This window comes from Halolactibacillus alkaliphilus (assembly GCF_900115465.1).
GTDB classification, from domain to species: Bacteria; Bacillota; Bacilli; order Bacillales; family Amphibacillaceae; genus Halolactibacillus; species Halolactibacillus alkaliphilus.
Genome location: NZ_FOWN01000015.1, coordinates 1 through 15,019, shown reverse-complemented (window position 1 = coordinate 15,019; position 15,019 = coordinate 1). Strand labels below are relative to the sequence as shown.

At 39.4% G+C, this 15,019-nt stretch carries 26 protein-coding genes and 1 pseudogene; 26 read left to right on the top strand and 1 reads right to left on the bottom strand.

Annotated features, from left to right (window positions below; translation table 11 throughout):
* Nucleotides 1-6: 6 nt before the first annotated feature.
* The 24 genes and pseudogenes from BM163_RS07560 to BM163_RS13880 all read left to right on the top strand — a co-directional run.
* Complete coding sequence (locus tag BM163_RS07560) at nt 7-192, top strand: type Z 30S ribosomal protein S14 (RefSeq protein ID WP_089801802.1); 186 nt, start codon at nt 7-9, stop codon at nt 190-192.
* A 29-nt stretch (nt 193-221) separates the two neighbouring features.
* On the top strand, nt 222-620 hold the full coding sequence (rpsH, locus tag BM163_RS07555) for a 30S ribosomal protein S8 (RefSeq protein ID WP_062321788.1): 399 nt from the start codon (nt 222-224) through the stop codon (nt 618-620).
* Between the two features lie 34 nt (nt 621-654).
* Nucleotides 655-1,191 (top strand): 50S ribosomal protein L6, encoded by a 537-nt coding sequence (gene rplF / locus BM163_RS07550; RefSeq protein WP_089801800.1) that lies wholly within the window; start codon nt 655-657, stop codon nt 1,189-1,191.
* 65 nt (nt 1,192-1,256) lie between these two features.
* Nucleotides 1,257-1,619, top strand: a complete 363-nt coding sequence (gene rplR, locus BM163_RS07545) for a 50S ribosomal protein L18 (RefSeq protein ID WP_089801798.1) — start codon at nt 1,257-1,259, stop codon at nt 1,617-1,619.
* A gap of 21 nt (nt 1,620-1,640) precedes the next feature.
* Nucleotides 1,641-2,144 (top strand): 30S ribosomal protein S5, encoded by a 504-nt coding sequence (gene rpsE, locus BM163_RS07540; protein ID WP_089801796.1) that lies wholly within the window; start codon nt 1,641-1,643, stop codon nt 2,142-2,144.
* A 13-nt stretch (nt 2,145-2,157) separates the two neighbouring features.
* Complete coding sequence (gene rpmD / locus BM163_RS07535) at nt 2,158-2,343, top strand: 50S ribosomal protein L30 (protein ID WP_089801795.1); 186 nt, start codon at nt 2,158-2,160, stop codon at nt 2,341-2,343.
* 25 nt (nt 2,344-2,368) lie between these two features.
* Nucleotides 2,369-2,806 (top strand): 50S ribosomal protein L15, encoded by a 438-nt coding sequence (gene rplO, locus BM163_RS07530; protein WP_089801793.1) that lies wholly within the window; start codon nt 2,369-2,371, stop codon nt 2,804-2,806.
* On the top strand, nt 2,806-4,101 hold the full coding sequence (gene secY, locus BM163_RS07525) for a preprotein translocase subunit SecY (protein WP_089801791.1): 1,296 nt from the start codon (nt 2,806-2,808) through the stop codon (nt 4,099-4,101). Before rplO ends, secY begins: the two co-directional genes overlap by 1 nt.
* A gap of 46 nt (nt 4,102-4,147) precedes the next feature.
* Nucleotides 4,148-4,798 carry an adenylate kinase gene (locus BM163_RS07520; protein ID WP_089801789.1) on the top strand — a complete coding sequence of 217 codons (651 nt, stop codon included), beginning with the start codon at nt 4,148-4,150 and terminating at the stop codon, nt 4,796-4,798.
* Nucleotides 4,799-5,070: 272 nt separating this feature from the next.
* Nucleotides 5,071-5,406 (top strand): KOW domain-containing RNA-binding protein, encoded by a 336-nt coding sequence (locus BM163_RS07515; RefSeq protein WP_089801787.1) that lies wholly within the window; start codon nt 5,071-5,073, stop codon nt 5,404-5,406.
* Nucleotides 5,384-5,602 (top strand): translation initiation factor IF-1, encoded by a 219-nt coding sequence (infA, locus tag BM163_RS07510; RefSeq protein ID WP_062321807.1) that lies wholly within the window; start codon nt 5,384-5,386, stop codon nt 5,600-5,602. Before BM163_RS07515 ends, infA begins: the two co-directional genes overlap by 23 nt.
* A 33-nt stretch (nt 5,603-5,635) precedes the next feature.
* Nucleotides 5,636-5,749, top strand: a complete 114-nt coding sequence (gene rpmJ / locus BM163_RS07505; protein WP_017473641.1) for a 50S ribosomal protein L36 — start codon at nt 5,636-5,638, stop codon at nt 5,747-5,749.
* A gap of 24 nt (nt 5,750-5,773) precedes the next feature.
* A complete protein-coding gene (rpsM, locus tag BM163_RS07500; RefSeq protein WP_089801785.1) occupies nt 5,774-6,139 on the top strand; it encodes a 30S ribosomal protein S13 in 366 nt (121 codons plus the stop codon).
* A gap of 25 nt (nt 6,140-6,164) precedes the next feature.
* On the top strand, nt 6,165-6,554 hold the full coding sequence (gene rpsK / locus BM163_RS07495; RefSeq protein ID WP_089801783.1) for a 30S ribosomal protein S11: 390 nt from the start codon (nt 6,165-6,167) through the stop codon (nt 6,552-6,554).
* 221 nt (nt 6,555-6,775) lie between these two features.
* Nucleotides 6,776-7,720: a DNA-directed RNA polymerase subunit alpha gene (locus tag BM163_RS07490; protein ID WP_089801781.1), complete on the top strand. Its 945-nt coding sequence runs from the start codon at nt 6,776-6,778 to the stop codon at nt 7,718-7,720.
* Nucleotides 7,721-7,762: 42 nt separating this feature from the next.
* On the top strand, nt 7,763-8,116 hold the full coding sequence (rplQ, locus tag BM163_RS07485) for a 50S ribosomal protein L17 (RefSeq protein WP_062321816.1): 354 nt from the start codon (nt 7,763-7,765) through the stop codon (nt 8,114-8,116).
* A 263-nt stretch (nt 8,117-8,379) separates the two neighbouring features.
* On the top strand, nt 8,380-9,216 hold the full coding sequence (locus BM163_RS07480; protein ID WP_089801780.1) for an energy-coupling factor ABC transporter ATP-binding protein: 837 nt from the start codon (nt 8,380-8,382) through the stop codon (nt 9,214-9,216).
* Entirely contained in the window at nt 9,192-10,055 is an 864-nt protein-coding gene (locus BM163_RS07475; protein ID WP_089801778.1) for an energy-coupling factor ABC transporter ATP-binding protein, read from the top strand. Before BM163_RS07480 ends, BM163_RS07475 begins: the two co-directional genes overlap by 25 nt.
* Nucleotides 10,055-10,852: an energy-coupling factor transporter transmembrane component T family protein gene (locus BM163_RS07470; protein WP_089801776.1), complete on the top strand. Its 798-nt coding sequence runs from the start codon at nt 10,055-10,057 to the stop codon at nt 10,850-10,852. Before BM163_RS07475 ends, BM163_RS07470 begins: the two co-directional genes overlap by 1 nt.
* A gap of 126 nt (nt 10,853-10,978) precedes the next feature.
* Nucleotides 10,979-11,764, top strand: coding sequence for an AAC(3) family N-acetyltransferase (locus BM163_RS07465; RefSeq protein ID WP_170243684.1), 786 nt, complete (start codon nt 10,979-10,981; stop codon nt 11,762-11,764).
* 19 nt (nt 11,765-11,783) lie between these two features.
* Nucleotides 11,784-12,533 carry a tRNA pseudouridine(38-40) synthase TruA gene (gene truA / locus BM163_RS07460; RefSeq protein ID WP_089801772.1) on the top strand — a complete coding sequence of 250 codons (750 nt, stop codon included), beginning with the start codon at nt 11,784-11,786 and terminating at the stop codon, nt 12,531-12,533.
* Between the two features lie 196 nt (nt 12,534-12,729).
* Complete coding sequence (rplM, locus tag BM163_RS07455) at nt 12,730-13,167, top strand: 50S ribosomal protein L13 (protein WP_089801769.1); 438 nt, start codon at nt 12,730-12,732, stop codon at nt 13,165-13,167.
* A gap of 20 nt (nt 13,168-13,187) precedes the next feature.
* On the top strand, nt 13,188-13,580 hold the full coding sequence (rpsI, locus tag BM163_RS07450; RefSeq protein WP_089801767.1) for a 30S ribosomal protein S9: 393 nt from the start codon (nt 13,188-13,190) through the stop codon (nt 13,578-13,580).
* 232 nt (nt 13,581-13,812) lie between these two features.
* A pseudogene (locus BM163_RS13880) lies at nt 13,813-13,923 on the top strand (ATP-binding protein); the annotation flags it as partial.
* Between the two features lie 148 nt (nt 13,924-14,071).
* On the opposite strand, the gene BM163_RS07445 reads toward BM163_RS13880, so the two are convergent.
* Nucleotides 14,072-14,314 carry a hypothetical protein gene (locus BM163_RS07445; RefSeq protein ID WP_089801765.1) on the bottom strand — a complete coding sequence of 81 codons (243 nt, stop codon included), beginning with the start codon at nt 14,312-14,314 and terminating at the stop codon, nt 14,072-14,074.
* 239 nt (nt 14,315-14,553) lie between these two features.
* Between BM163_RS07445 and BM163_RS13770 the strand changes: the two genes are divergently transcribed.
* Together BM163_RS13770 and BM163_RS07440 are read left to right on the top strand one after the other, a co-directional pair.
* A complete protein-coding gene (locus tag BM163_RS13770) occupies nt 14,554-14,700 on the top strand; it encodes a hypothetical protein (protein ID WP_177200257.1) in 147 nt (48 codons plus the stop codon).
* A gap of 122 nt (nt 14,701-14,822) precedes the next feature.
* The coding region (locus BM163_RS07440) for a hypothetical protein (RefSeq protein ID WP_143088197.1) at nt 14,823-15,019 on the top strand (197 nt) is incomplete at its 3' end.

Sequence of the window (15,019 nt, the reverse complement as noted above, 5' to 3'; positions counted from 1 at the left end):
AAAACAGTGGCTAAAAAATCTATGGTTGCAAAGCAAAAGCGGACACCTAAGTACAAAGTACAAGAATATACCCGCTGTGAGCGTTGTGGACGTCCACACTCAGTTTATCGTAAATTCAAACTTTGCCGTATTTGTTTCCGAGAACTTGCCTATAAAGGTCAAATTCCTGGTGTCAAAAAAGCAAGCTGGTAAAACCCGATTTAGGGAAGGAGGTAAATTTTATGACAATGTCAGATCCAATTGCAGATATGTTAACACGTATTCGTAATGCTAATATGGTCCGCCATGAGAAGCTTGAGCTTCCTGCATCAAACATCAAAACTCAGATTGCAGATATTTTAAAACGTGAGGGCTTTATTCGCGATTACGAAGTGATTAAAGATGATAAACAAGGTGTACTTCGTATGTTCTTGAAATACGGTGCAGCTGATGAACGTGTAATTACTGGATTGAAACGTATTTCTAAACCTGGTCTACGTGTATACGCTAAAGCTGATGAGCTTCCACGTGTACTTAACGGACTTGGTATCGCAGTCGTTTCAACTTCAAAAGGTATTCTTACAGATAAAGAAGCGCGTGAGCAAGCTATTGGTGGCGAGGTTCTCGCATACGTTTGGTAAGTAGTTTTTAATTAAGATAGGAGGTGCCATGTAGATGTCACGTATAGGTCTTAAAGTTATCGAAATTCCTGAAGGTGTTGAGATCAAAAATGAAAACAACCTTGTGACAGTTAAGGGTCCTAAAGGTACTTTAACTCGTCAACTTCACGAAGATATGACAATTAACATCGATGGTAATGAATTAACGGTTGCAAGACCGTCAGATAATAAATTACACAAATCTTTACACGGTACAACTCGCAGCCTGATCGCAAATATGGTTGAAGGTGTACACAAAGGATTTGAAAAAGCATTAGAAATCCAAGGTGTTGGTTACCGTGCTGCTAAGCAAGGTAACAAACTTGTATTAAACGCTGGTTATTCTCACCCAGTTGAGATTGATCAACCAGAAGGTATTGAAATCGAAGTACCTGCGAACACAAAAGTCATCGTTAAAGGTATTGACAAGCAATTAGTTGGTGCTATAGCTGCTGACATTCGTGCCGTACGTAAACCAGAACCTTACAAAGGTAAAGGTATTCGTTATGTGGATGAATATGTTCGTCGTAAAGAAGGTAAAACTGCTAAATAAGGCAGCTTAATCTGATAACTTAATGTCACGTTAGGTTAGTTAGGGAACAGAAAGGAGTGACCTAGATGATCACAAAGCCAGATAAAAACATGGTGCGTAAGAAAAGACATTTACGTGTACGTAAAAACCTTTTTGGAACGCCTGAACGCCCACGTTTAAACGTATATCGTTCAAACAAAAATATTTACGCACAATTAATTGATGACGTAAATGGTGTAACATTAGCAAGTGCATCAACTGTTGACAAAGCATTCGAAGGTGAAGCGACTGGCAACATTGAAGCAGCTAAACAAGTAGGAACATTAATCGCGACACGCGCATTAGATAAAGGCCACAAGAACGTGGTATTTGACCGTGGAGGCTACCTCTATCACGGACGTGTACAAGCATTAGCAGATGCTGCCCGTGAGGCAGGTCTTGAATTTTAATAGTAAAAGGAGGGACATACATTGCGTAACTATATCGACCCAAACAATTTAGATTTAGAAGAACGCGTTGTTACAATCAACCGTGTAGCTAAAGTAGTAAAAGGTGGACGTCGTTTCCGTTTTGCGGCTTTAGTGGTTGTAGGAGATAAAAATGGTCACGTTGGCTTTGGTACTGGTAAAGCACAAGAAGTTCCAGATGCTATTAAAAAGGCAATTGATGACGCTAAGAAAAACTTAATCGAAGTTCCACGTGTAGGTACAACAACACCTCACGAGATTACTGGACGCTTTGGTGCTGGAAGCATTTTAATTAAACCAGCTCCAGAAGGTACTGGAGTTATCGCTGGTGGACCTGTTCGTGCCGTGCTTGAATTAGCTGGTATTGGTGATATCGTTTCTAAGTCATTAGGATCAAACACACCAATTAACATGGTACGTGCGACTGTTAAAGGTTTATCTGAACTTAGACCTGCAGAGCAAATCGCCAAATTACGCGGTAAATCAGTAGAAGAACTGTTAGGATAAGGAGGGAAAATAAATGGCTAATAAGTTAGAAATTACCCTCACGCGCAGTGTTATCGGTAGAACTGAAACACAAAAGCAAACTGTTAAAGCTTTAGGCTTAAACAAAATCAATCAATCCGTTGTACGTGAAGATACACCTGCGGTAAGAGGTATCATCAATAAAGTATCACACTTAGTAACGGTGAAAGAAGTAAATTAATTTAGCGCAAAGAGGAGGTGCTCGCATGAAACTTCATGAATTGAAGCCATCACAAACTCGTAAGAGTAGAAATCGTGTAGGTCGTGGAATGTCCTCTGGTAACGGAAAGACTTCAGGTCGCGGACATGGCGGTCAAAACTCTCGTTCTGGCGGAGGTACTCGCCCAGGATTTGAAGGGGGCCAAATGCCTTTATTCCAACGTTTACCAAAACGCGGTTTTACAAATATCAATCGCAAAGAATATGCTGTAATCAACTTATCAGCACTAAATACATTTGAAGAAGGTACAGAAGTAACACCTGAGCTTTTACTTGAGACAGGTCTTGTAAGCAAGTTAAAAGCTGGCATTAAAGTTCTTGGAAACGGTTCGATTGAAAAGAAACTTACTGTAAAAGCTCACAAGTTCTCTGCTTCAGCAAAAGAAGCAATTGAGGCAGCGGGCGGTCAAACTGAGGTGATCTAATGTTCCAAACTATCTCCAATTTCTTTCGGGTGAAGGATATCAGAGACAAGATTCTGTTTACATTGTTGATGTTGGTTGTGTTTCGGTTAGGTACCTTTATACCGGTACCTTTCACTGATCGCACGGCGATTGGTTTCATGAATGACCAACAAAATGTGTTTGGTTTCCTAAACACATTTGGGGGCGGCGCATTACAAAACTTCTCCATCTTAGCTATGGGGATTATGCCTTATATCACTGCTTCAATTATTATGCAGTTATTACAAATGGATGTCGTACCAAAATTTGCTGAGTGGAAAAAACAAGGTGAAGTTGGTCGACGTAAATTAGCTCAAGTTACACGTTATGCAACGATTGTACTTGCATTCATTCAAGCAATTGCTATGTCAGTTGGATTTAATGCAATGGCTGGTGGCGGTTTAATTACTGATCCAGGCATTGATAAATTCTTAGTCATTGCGCTTGTATTAACAGCAGGTACAGCTTTCTTAATGTGGTTAGGCGAGCAAATTACTGCATATGGTGTTGGGAACGGCATTTCAATTATTATCTTTGCAGGTATTGTTGCTGCTATTCCGAATACAATCAATCAAGTCTTTACGCAATATTTTGCAGGTGCTAATGATGATGAGTTATTCATTAACGTTGTGATCGTTGCCTTGATTGCGTTAGTTGTATTAGGTGTTACAGTTGGTGTTATCTTCATCCAACAAGCAACACGGAAAATTCCCATTCAATATGCAAAGCGTTTAGTCAATCGTTCACCAGTTGGTGGTCATTCAACACACTTGCCACTTAAGGTGAATACAGCGGGTGTTATCCCTGTTATCTTCGCTGTGTCATTTATTATGGCACCAAGAACGATTGCAAGTTTCTTCGATGGCGGTTTTGCTGGTACCATCGAACGCATTTTTGATTACACTCAACCTATTGGGATGGTCATTTATGTTGTTCTTATCATTGCCTTTTCATATTTCTACACATTTGTTCAGTCTAACCCTGAGCAAATGGCAGAGAACTTGAAAAAACAAGGTGGTTACATTCCTGGAATCCGTCCTGGTAAGAAAACAGAAACGTATCTTACTCGTGTTTTATATCGTTTAACCTTTGTAGGGGCGATTTTCTTAGCATCAGTTGCTGTGTTACCAATCATTTTAGGTGGACTTGCGGGTCTTCCACAGTCTGTCCAAATTGGTGGTACAAGTATGCTGATCGTTGTTGGTGTAGCACTGCAAACAATGAAACAACTAGAAAGTCAATTAGTAAAACGCCATTATAAAGGCTTTATTAAATAAATAGTCGCTACTACTATGTTAATGAATGAGAGCGAGGGGAATTGCAGTGAATTTAATTCTAATGGGTCTTCCAGGTGCCGGTAAGGGCACACAAGCTGAAAAGATAGTAGATAAATATCAGATCCCTCATATTTCGACTGGAGATATGTTCCGTTCAGCAATTAAAGAAGGAACTGACCTTGGTAAAAAAGCAAAGTCGTTTATGGATAAAGGTGAACTTGTTCCTGATGAAGTTACAATTGGGATTGTAAAAGAACGATTAGAGAAACCGGACTGTGAGAAAGGTTATTTATTAGATGGTTTTCCGCGCACAATTGCACAAGCAGAAGCGCTCGAAACTTTATTAAAAGATCTTAACTCACCGTTAGATTTTGTTTTACATGTTGATGTACCACAGGAGAAACTTGTTGACCGTTTAACCGGTCGTCGCGTCTGTCCTGAATGTGGTGCAACATATCATGTTCTCTATAACCCACCTAAGGTTGAGGGGAAATGTGATCATGATGGAGCTGATCTTATTCAACGGGAAGATGATCGTCCAGAAACAGTTTCTAAACGTCTAGAAGTGAACATTGCACAGCAGCAACCATTACTAGATTTTTATGAAGACAAAAATTACCTAATGAATATAAACGGTGATCAAGACATTAATGTTGTGTTTGAAGATTTAGATAAAAAACTTCAAACGTTAGCATAAACTGTTATCGTGCGAAATTTGCCACGAACATGCACGCCATTTCGTGGTACGATTTGCACCAATGATATAGCAACCATCAACTGATGGTCATGAAGCACAGATGTACTTCATGAAATTAAGATACACTTAGCACCGTTCTTGGTTCGGATATTTTTCTAATCGTTGGACGTGTGCACAAAAACATGGTAGAATATAAGCTTGAGAATCAACATGTTTTCAATGAATAAGTTCGTTATCTTTTATAACTAAAACTTAAGTGAAGGTGATCATGTTTGAATGATACGGAGTCGCGTCCCAAGATCGGTCAAGTAGTTCAAATCTTCAAAGGACGAGAAGCAGGTCAATTTGCCATCGTCATCGAGATTGTTGATGATCATTTTGTGCTGCTTGCAGACGGAGAGAAACGGAAGTATGATCGACCAAAGAAGAAGAACTTTAGTCATATCGTACCGATGGATTTTATTTCTCCTGAGGTTCAAAATAGCCTTCTAGAAACAGGTCGCGTTACGAATGGTAAGCTACGGTTTGCTATATCAAAATTTCTCAAAGAAGTAGTGACTGATTTGAAGAAGGGAGATCAACTCAATGGCCAAAGACGATGCAATTGAAGTAGAAGGTACCGTGGTTGACACGCTACCTAATGCAATGTTCAAAGTTGAATTAGAGAATGGTCACACCGTTCTAGCTCATGTTTCAGGTAAAATTCGTATGCACTTTATCCGAATTTTACCTGGTGACAAAGTAACGGTTGAACTTTCTCCATACGATTTAACAAGAGGGCGTATTACGTACCGTTATAAATAATGATAAGCTCCGAATATAGAGGAGGTATGGGTGATGAAGGTAAGACCATCTGTAAAACCAATATGCGAAAAATGTAAGGTTATTCGTCGTAACGGCAAAGTTATGGTAATTTGCGAAAACCCTAAGCATAAACAAAAACAAGGCTAATCAATAAGGAGGTGCAATGATAGTATGGCACGTATTGCAGGTATTGATGTTCCACGTGAGAAACGTGTAGTAATTTCTTTAACTTACATTTATGGTATCGGAAAAACAACAGCTCAAGAAATCCTTAAAGCTGCTGACGTATCGGAAGATACACGTGTACGTGATTTAACTGAAGATGAGTTAACACGTATTCGTACAGAAGTAGACAAGTTTAATACTGAAGGGGATCTTCGTCGTGAAGTTTCACTTAACATTAAACGTCTAATCGAAATCGGTTCATACCGTGGTTTACGCCACCGTCGTGGGTTGCCAGTTCGTGGTCAAAAGACTAAGAACAACGCACGTACACGTAAAGGACCAAGTAGAACAATCGCTAATAAAAAGAAATAAGCTCTAAAGGAGGTTAATGATTCTAATGGCTCGTAAAACTAATACACGTAAGAAGCGTGTGAAAAAGAATATTGACACGGGTATTGCACATATCCGTTCAACATTTAACAACACTATTGTCACAATTACTGATGTTCAAGGTAATGCGATTGCTTGGAGCAGTGCTGGTGCATTAGGTTTCAAAGGTTCACGTAAATCTACGCCGTTTGCAGCGCAAATGGCAGCAGAATCAGCAGCAAAAACAGCTCAAGAGCATGGCATTAAATCATTAGAAGTAACTGTAAAAGGTCCTGGTGCTGGTCGTGAAGCTGCAATTCGTTCACTTCAAGCTGTAGGTATCGAAGTTACTGCCATTGTTGACGTAACACCAGTTCCTCACAATGGTTGTCGCCCACCAAAACGTCGCCGTGTATAATTTTATCCGTATAGGATTTGTCAGCTTGTCTATAATGGATGATAAATGCTTTCGGTAAAACAGATTAAAGACTTAAAACTTTAATAGTTTTAATTAAGCAGAAAAGTTCTGACAGAAAAATACGAATAAAAGATAGTGCAGATACGGGAACTGCCTACCTGAGGAATTTCGGTTAGACGTCGTCTAACCGGGGTTTCGACGTTCAAAGGAGGGTTTTATAAATGATTGAGATCGAAAAACCGAAAATAGAAATTGTAGAAATCAGTGATGATGCTACTTTTGGAAAATTTGTCGTAGAACCACTAGAGCGTGGATATGGGACTACACTAGGAAACTCCTTGCGTCGTATTCTATTATCCTCACTACCAGGTGCTGCAGTGACATCTATCCAAGTCGATGGCGTCCTTCATGAATTCTCAACAATCGATGGGGTTGTTGAAGATGTTACAGCTATCATTCTGAACCTAAAAAAACTTGCGCTTAAGATCTACTCAGAAGAGACGAAGACGCTTGAAATTGATGTATCAGGTGAGGGTGTTGTAACAGCGGCAGACATTACTTATGATAGTGATGTGGAAATTCTTAATCCGGAATTGCACATCGCCACTTTAGGTGCTAATGCGCACTTACGCATGAAAATGACTGCAGAGCGTGGCCGTGGCTACCGTCCGGCAGACGCCAACAATCATGATGATCAGCCAATTGGAGTTATTCCAGTGGATTCGATCTTCACTCCAGTCACACGCTGTACTTTCCAAGTTGAAAATACACGTGTAGGTCAGATGACTAATTTCGATAAATTAACATTAGATGTGTGGACTGATGGAAGTATCCGTCCTGAAGAAGCAACGTCTTTAGGGGCAAAGATTCTAACAGAACACTTAAACATTTTTGTTGGTTTAACTGATGAAGCACAAAATGCGGAAATCATGATCGAAAAAGAAGAAGACCAAAAAGAAAAAGTACTAGAAATGACAATCGAAGAATTAGATTTATCTGTACGCTCTTATAACTGCTTAAAACGTGCAGGAATTAATAGTGTTCAAGAACTTGCTGATAAATCTGAAGACGATATGATGAAAGTTCGTAACTTAGGTCGTAAATCACTTGAAGAAGTGAAGAATAAGTTAACAGACTTAGGACTTGGCCTTCGTAAAGAAGAATAGTCTTAAACTTGATCGAGATTTAAACAAAAGGAGGGATAATCGATGGCTAGAAAACTAGGGAGAACGACTGATGCACGTATGGCATTACTTCGTAACCTTGCAACTGACTTGATTATTCATGAACGCATTGAAACAACTGAAGCGAAAGCTAAAGATCTACGTTCAGTAGTTGAGAAAATGATTACATTAGGTAAACGTGGTGACCTTCATGCTCGCCGTCAAGCAGCTTCATTCCTTTATCGTAAAGATGCAAGTGAAACTGAAGATGCTGTACAGAAGTTATTTAATGATGTCGCAAAACGTTACGAAGACCGCCAAGGTGGATATACTCGCGTATTAAAACTTGGAGAGCGTCGTGGTGACGGAGCTAAAATGGCGATTATTGAGTTAGTCTAACTTAATAAGATGAATGAAGGGCAGGATGACCTCTTACGAGGTGACTCCAGGCCCTTTTTTTGTAGCCGGATAAGTTAAGTAAGCTTCGATTTATTGGTGTCCTAAGTGAGCGTTAACCATGGATTAATTTAGCTATTGTTTAAGCAATTGTTTAGAGAGTGTGATAAAATAAGCACTTGAAGAAGTAAAAAATGAACGTCTAAACCATAGAGAAAGATAAATCATTTCCTAGGAAATAATTTGTCGATATTGGGGGAATGAGGATGACAACAGAACAAGTAATATTCAATAATGTCTCGTTTCGATACGCAGAAGATCAGCCATGGGTCTTGAAAAATGTTAATTTTTCGATTAAACAAGATGAGTGGGTGGCTATTTTAGGTCATAACGGTTCTGGTAAATCAACAATTGCTAAATTAATGAATGGTTTACTCTTCCCGGATGAGGGCGAAATATATGTGCACGGCATTAAAGTAACGCCAGACACAGTATGGGATGTACGTGAGAAAGTGGGGATGGTTTTTCAGAATCCTGATAATCAATTTGTAGGTACCACAGTAAGAGACGATGTTGCTTTTGGATTAGAAAATAGAGGTATTGATCGAAACATCATGATTAAACGGATCGAAGAAAGCTTATTAAGTGTGAGGATGACCGACTACTTATTACATGAACCCCATCGTCTTTCGGGTGGGCAAAAGCAACGGGTCGCTATTGCGGGGGTTCTAGCAATACAGCCTAACTTGATTATTTTAGATGAGGCTACGGCAATGCTTGACCCACGTGGTAGAAAAGAAATTATGACGACCGTCAATGATTTAAGACGTGAAACGAAAGTAAATCTTGTGAGCATTACGCATGATTTAAATGAAATTACTGGCGCAGACCGGGTGATTGTCATGAATGATGGTGAGGTTTGGCTCGAAACGGTACCTCGGGAACTGTTTAAGCAAGAAACGGCTTTACGTCAAATTGGGTTAGATGTCCCTTTTACAGCCAAGTTAGCGAATCGCTTACAAACTGATTTTGAGTTTTCTCAACAACCATTAACACAAAAGGAGCTATTAGATCAACTATGGACATTTCATTCAAACAAGTAAGTCATACGTATCAAGTGAATAGCCCTTTTGAATACCATGCATTAAAATCATTAGATTTTGATATTAAGTCAGGTCAATTTGTCGCGATTGTAGGTCATACAGGTTCTGGAAAATCAACGCTAATTCAGCATTTAAATGGTCTACTTAAACCGACATCGGGAGAAGTTGTCATTGGTGATTACCGTTTAAAAGCTGATGAGAAAACAGCGAATATTAAAGGATTACGTGAAAAAGTTGGTGTTGTATTTCAATATCCAGAGCATCAACTCTTTGAAGAAACCATTGAAAAAGATATTGCCTTTGGCCCGAAAAACTTTGGGGCATCGGATGAAACAATCCAGGCCCGTATACCGAAGATTCTTGAGGCAGTTAATTTAGATGTTGCTTTACTTAATCGATCACCATTTGACTTGAGTGGTGGCCAGATGCGCCGGGTAGCCATTGCGGGTGTGTTAGCAATGGAACCAGATGTACTTGTACTTGATGAGCCAACAGCAGGACTAGATCCTAGAGGTCAACAAGAAATTATGGATATGTTTTATAAATTACATCATGAAAAAGGTTTAACGACTATTTTAGTTACCCACAGTATGGAGGATGCCTTAAAATATGCTGACCATGTCATTATATTAGAGCAAGGAAAGAAATACTTAGAGGGTAAACCAGAAGATATTTTTGTTCAACAAGCACGCTTAAAGCAGGTGCAGTTGGATGTGCCTGAAGAAATTCAATTTTTAATGGATTTAGAAAAGCGTTTAGGGATGACTATTCACTATGAGAAGCAATCTGTCGATGATCTGGCAGACACTATTAAACATCGATTAGGAGGTGGACAATAATGGCGAGTTCACTCATCATTGGTCAGTATGTTCCGGCTGACTCAGTTGTTCATCGATTAGATCCGCGGACGAAAATTATGATGATATTTACGTTTGTCATCATTGTCTTTTTTGCGAATAATGCTCCCAGTTACTTATGGCTCACTGTATTTAGCCTAGGAGCAGCGACGCTTACAAAAATTAAACCGCGTTTTTTATTAAAGGGCTTAAAACCGGTGTGGTTCTTGATCGTCTTTACATTTTTATTGCATTTATTTGTGACACGTGAAGGAGACGTATTGACAACTTTACTTGGTTTCCCGGTATATACTGGCGCGCTTATTCAAGGCTTTCAAATATCGCTGCGTTTCTTTCTATTGATTTTGGTAACGTCATTATTAACACTGACTACAACACCAATAGAAATTACGGATGCGATTGAAACGTTGCTTCATCCGTTAAAAAAAATAAAATTTCCTGTGCATGAATTAGCTTTAATGATGTCTATTTCTTTAAGGTTTATTCCAACCTTAATGCAAGAAACAGAAAAAATATCTAAAGCGCAAGCTTCTAGAGGTGTTGATTTTAAAACGGGGCCTTTAAAAGAACGGATTCAGGCAGTTGTTCCACTACTTGTCCCGTTGTTTGTGAGTGCATTTAAACGGGCGGAAGAGTTAGCTATGGCCATGGAAGCGAGAGGTTACCGTGGTGGAGAGGGCCGTACGCGTTTAAGAGAACTTGCGATTGTTTCCCGAGATTATATCGCTTTCTGCTTATTTTTCATTGTTATTGCAGGATTGTTTGTTTTAAGAGGCTAAAAGCTACACACTTAATATGACTTTAAGTACGCGAATTGCATGCTCATATGTGATAATGCTAGATTTTATGAGCACTTAAAGATCGAGACGCCTTCTATTTTAATGTCACTCAAAAGGAGCTATGTTATGTATACGAAAGATATGCTTAGCAATCAATTAACTGATATGGGTTTTAAGCCGTCTGACACGGTGTTAGTGCATTCATCTATGAAGAGTATAGGTGAAGTCGAAGCAGGTGCTGAAGGGGTCTTGGATGTCCTTATAGACTACTTTAGTGAAGGGTTATTAATTTTTCCGACCCATACGTGGGAACAAATGGGTGAGAAGAAACTTATTTTTGATCCACTTCATGAGCCAGCGTGTGTGGGTATTTTACCTAATCTGTTTTTAAAACGGGAGGGCGTTAGTCGTTCACTTCATCCAACGCACTCGGTCGCAGCTATTGGAGAGAACAGTGTGAAGTACCTTAAAGATGACACACACGGAACGCCTTGTCATCGTCATGGGTGTTTTGGCAAACTTTATGATTATCAAGCGAAGCTTCTTTTTATCGGTGTTGGAATGGATAAGAATACTTTTCTTCATAGCGTTGAAGAATGGATGGATATTCCGGATCGTCTAACGGATAGGCCAGTTCGGTTTAAAGTGAAATTACCTAACGGCGCTCAGCAACATGCAGCTACCTACCGTCATTTAAAAGGCGGTATATCTGATAAGTACGTTAAAATGACGGATCCTTTTTTGTACACTGGTTGTATGAAGACAGGTCAATTTGGTGATGCGCACTGTTATGTAGGTGATGCTGTTAAAATGGCCGATTTAACGTTAGGATTTTTAGAAAATGACATCCATGTGTTGGATGATTTTGAACCAATACCTGTTTCTTGGTATAAAAAAACGGAAAATCATTGAGGTATAAAGGGTGAGAAAGATGCGCTATTTGGCTCTAATGAGTTATGATGGGACAAATTATCATGGTTATCAAATACAACCTGATCAGAGAACGATTCAGCAAGAGGTTGAAGCGGTACTTAAACGGATGCATAAGGGTCAAACAATAAAAATAGTCGCATCAGGTCGGACAGATGCGGGCGTACATGCGCTAGGACAAGCCTTCCATTTTGATAGTGATTTAGATATTCCGGAAATACGTTGGGTGCGCGCACTGAATGCGCAGTTGCCGGAAGATATCGTTGTCTTAAGTGTCATAGGCGTATCAGGTGACTTCCATGCCAGATTTGATGTAGCGGAGAAATGGTATGACTATCACATATACAATAGTGCTATAGCGGATCCGTTTAAACGGCATTATAGCGCCCATGTATCACACCCTCTAAATATAGGTGCGATGCAGAAAGCGTGCGAATACCTTGTAGGCACACATGATTTTACAGCTTTTTGTGCGACCAATAGCAATGTGACCGATTCTAAAGTGCGGACGATATATCAAGCGACGTGTAAAAAAACAGCAGATAATATGATTGTTTTTAGCGTGAGTGGTAACGGTTTTTTATATAATATGGTTCGAATCATTGTGGGCACTTTAATTGACATTGGTTACGGGCGTAAATCGCCAACTGTGATAAAGGAAGCACTTGTAACGCTTGACAGAAATACCCTCGGGAAAACCGCGCCAGCTAAAGGTTTATACCTTAAAAAAGTGGTTTACAATAAAAACTAAAAAAAGTTTTGAAAAAAACAACGGAACCGGGCGAACAGCTATTGACAATCTAAGTTATTTGAGATAAGATGGTCTATGGCATTTTATTTCTATACCACGATTAGCCCCGGAAAGTTAATTGTGTAGAATATAAGATCAAACCAATATAATTGGACCAAAAACATCGAAAGACATGATATACAGGAGGGTAATGAATATGCGCACAACTTTCATGGCAAATGAAACTAACATTGAACGCAAATGGCTTGTAGTTGATGCTGAAGGCAAAACACTTGGTCGTTTAGCGAGTGAAGTAGCTGCACTACTACGTGGTAAGCATAAAGTAACTTACACACCACACGTTGACACTGGTGATCACGTAATTATCATCAACGCAGAAAAAATCGAATTAACTGGTAACAAACTTCAAGACAAAATGTATCACCGTCACTCAAATCACCCAGGTGGTCTAACAAGTGTACCTGCAGGTGAAATGCGTGAGAAGAAACCTGAGAAAATGTTAGAATTAACAATCAAAGGTATGCTTCCTAAAGGTAAATTAGGTCGTAAAATGGCTAAAAAGCTACACGTATTCCGTGGAGCAGAACACAATCATGCAGCACAAAAACCAGAAGTTTACGAACTTCGCGGATAATTTAAAGGAGGTAACGAATAGTGGCACAAGTACAATACTACGGTACCGGACGCCGTAAAAGTTCAACAGCTCGCGTACGTTTAGTACCTGGGACTGGTCAAATTACAGTAAATAAACGTGATGCGGAAAGCTATTTCCCATATGAGACATTACGTACAATCATTAAACAACCTTTAGTTTCAACTGAAACAGAAGGTACTTACGATGTATTAGTTAACGTACATGGTGGTGGATTCACAGGTCAAGCTGGAGCAATCCGTCATGGTGTAGCTCGTGCATTATTAGAAGCAGATCCAGAATACCGTGCAACGCTTAAGCGTGCTGGATTCCTAACACGTGACGCTCGTATGAAAGAGCGTAAGAAGCCAGGTCTTAAAGGCGCTCGTCGTGCACCACAATTCTCAAAACGTTAATATTTTGCGAATATCAAAAGAATCTCTTTTCGAAGAGGTTCTTTTTTTGTGCGCCCGGCATGATTAGTAACTTGGTGGTGAAGGTCCACTACAGGCTTGGTAATAGAAACTGTTTGCGAATGGCAAGGGTGTCTTCCGTGAGGGAGAAGCGGTGTGAGGCGTCGGTAGGTGAACCAATCACCACTTCCTACCCGATTAATATAAATTATTTGAAAAGGTACGTTTATTAGGTGACCAAAGCTTTACAATGGCAATCCTTGATCGACTCTTCCGTCGTTCAGAGGCCATTCAATTCCAAGGTAAGAGCCATCGTTTGAAATACCGTGATCCCCTATGTGACTAAAAAACTGTTCAAAATTAATAAGTGCAAATTGTTCAAAAGTATTTGGCAGTGACAATAACCTTACATACAACAAAAAACTCTAATTTAGAGTTTTTTGTTGTATGTAAGGTTATTTATTAATAAATTAAATTTGTTTAGTTTTTAATTTTTAGATTTCAGTCGTTGTATTTTCTAGGACGTATTCAAGAGAAAATAGCGTATCGTTTACTTGAATGGAGCCATCTTTATTTATCTCTACCTTTGAACCAATCCAAGTGTTGGCAATTGGGCCAGCAACCATATTTTCGTCATAAATTGAAAGGGATTTTTTTTCGCCATTGTTAAATGTTATTTCAAGTCGTAAATTAGGTAACATAGTGGCTTTTGTTGGAATTAAACTTGCTTTTTTCATTGATAGAACGCCTCCTATTTTTCGAACATATTATGACTATACCCTAATTGTAATATATTTGAAATAAAAACTTGTTTTTACCGTTTTAGAGCGAGAAGACACCTTCCTCAAGTGCGTTAGCACTAGGTGGGTGACGAATCGCTTATTTTGAATATTTTTGAAGTGGAAAACGTATATTCTGCACGTTATAATTAAAGCAACAACAGTGACCGCCAGAAAACAAATGGAGGGTGGGTATCATGGGCATGAAGGCTATTTTTTCAAATCGCTTATATAATCATAAAATTGATCCTGATTTTGTTATGTCCATGGATCACACCCTCCGGGTGTTTAATCAAGCCAAACATTTTCGCTATCAAGCGGAGGTCCGGGAGCTTAGGGGCTAAGCTCCGTCTCCATCCATCAACGGTTAAAGCAACGTTACGGATTAAATGATTATTATGCGAACAGTGCGGTTCAACAAGGACGCGCCCTTTTATCCGCGCAAAATGAATTGAAGAACATGCACATGCGTAATAAAAAAGAACAAATCAGCGCCGTTAAAAAAATAAAAGCGACGAAGGCGCGCTTGACGACCCTTCAAAAAATAAAAGGCTCTTTTGTCAAAGGAACACCGACGTTTAATAAGACGTCACCTGAACAACAAAAAGGGGCCTTTTTTGTTGTGACATATAAGTGCTACACACGCTTATTTTACTGCGCCTA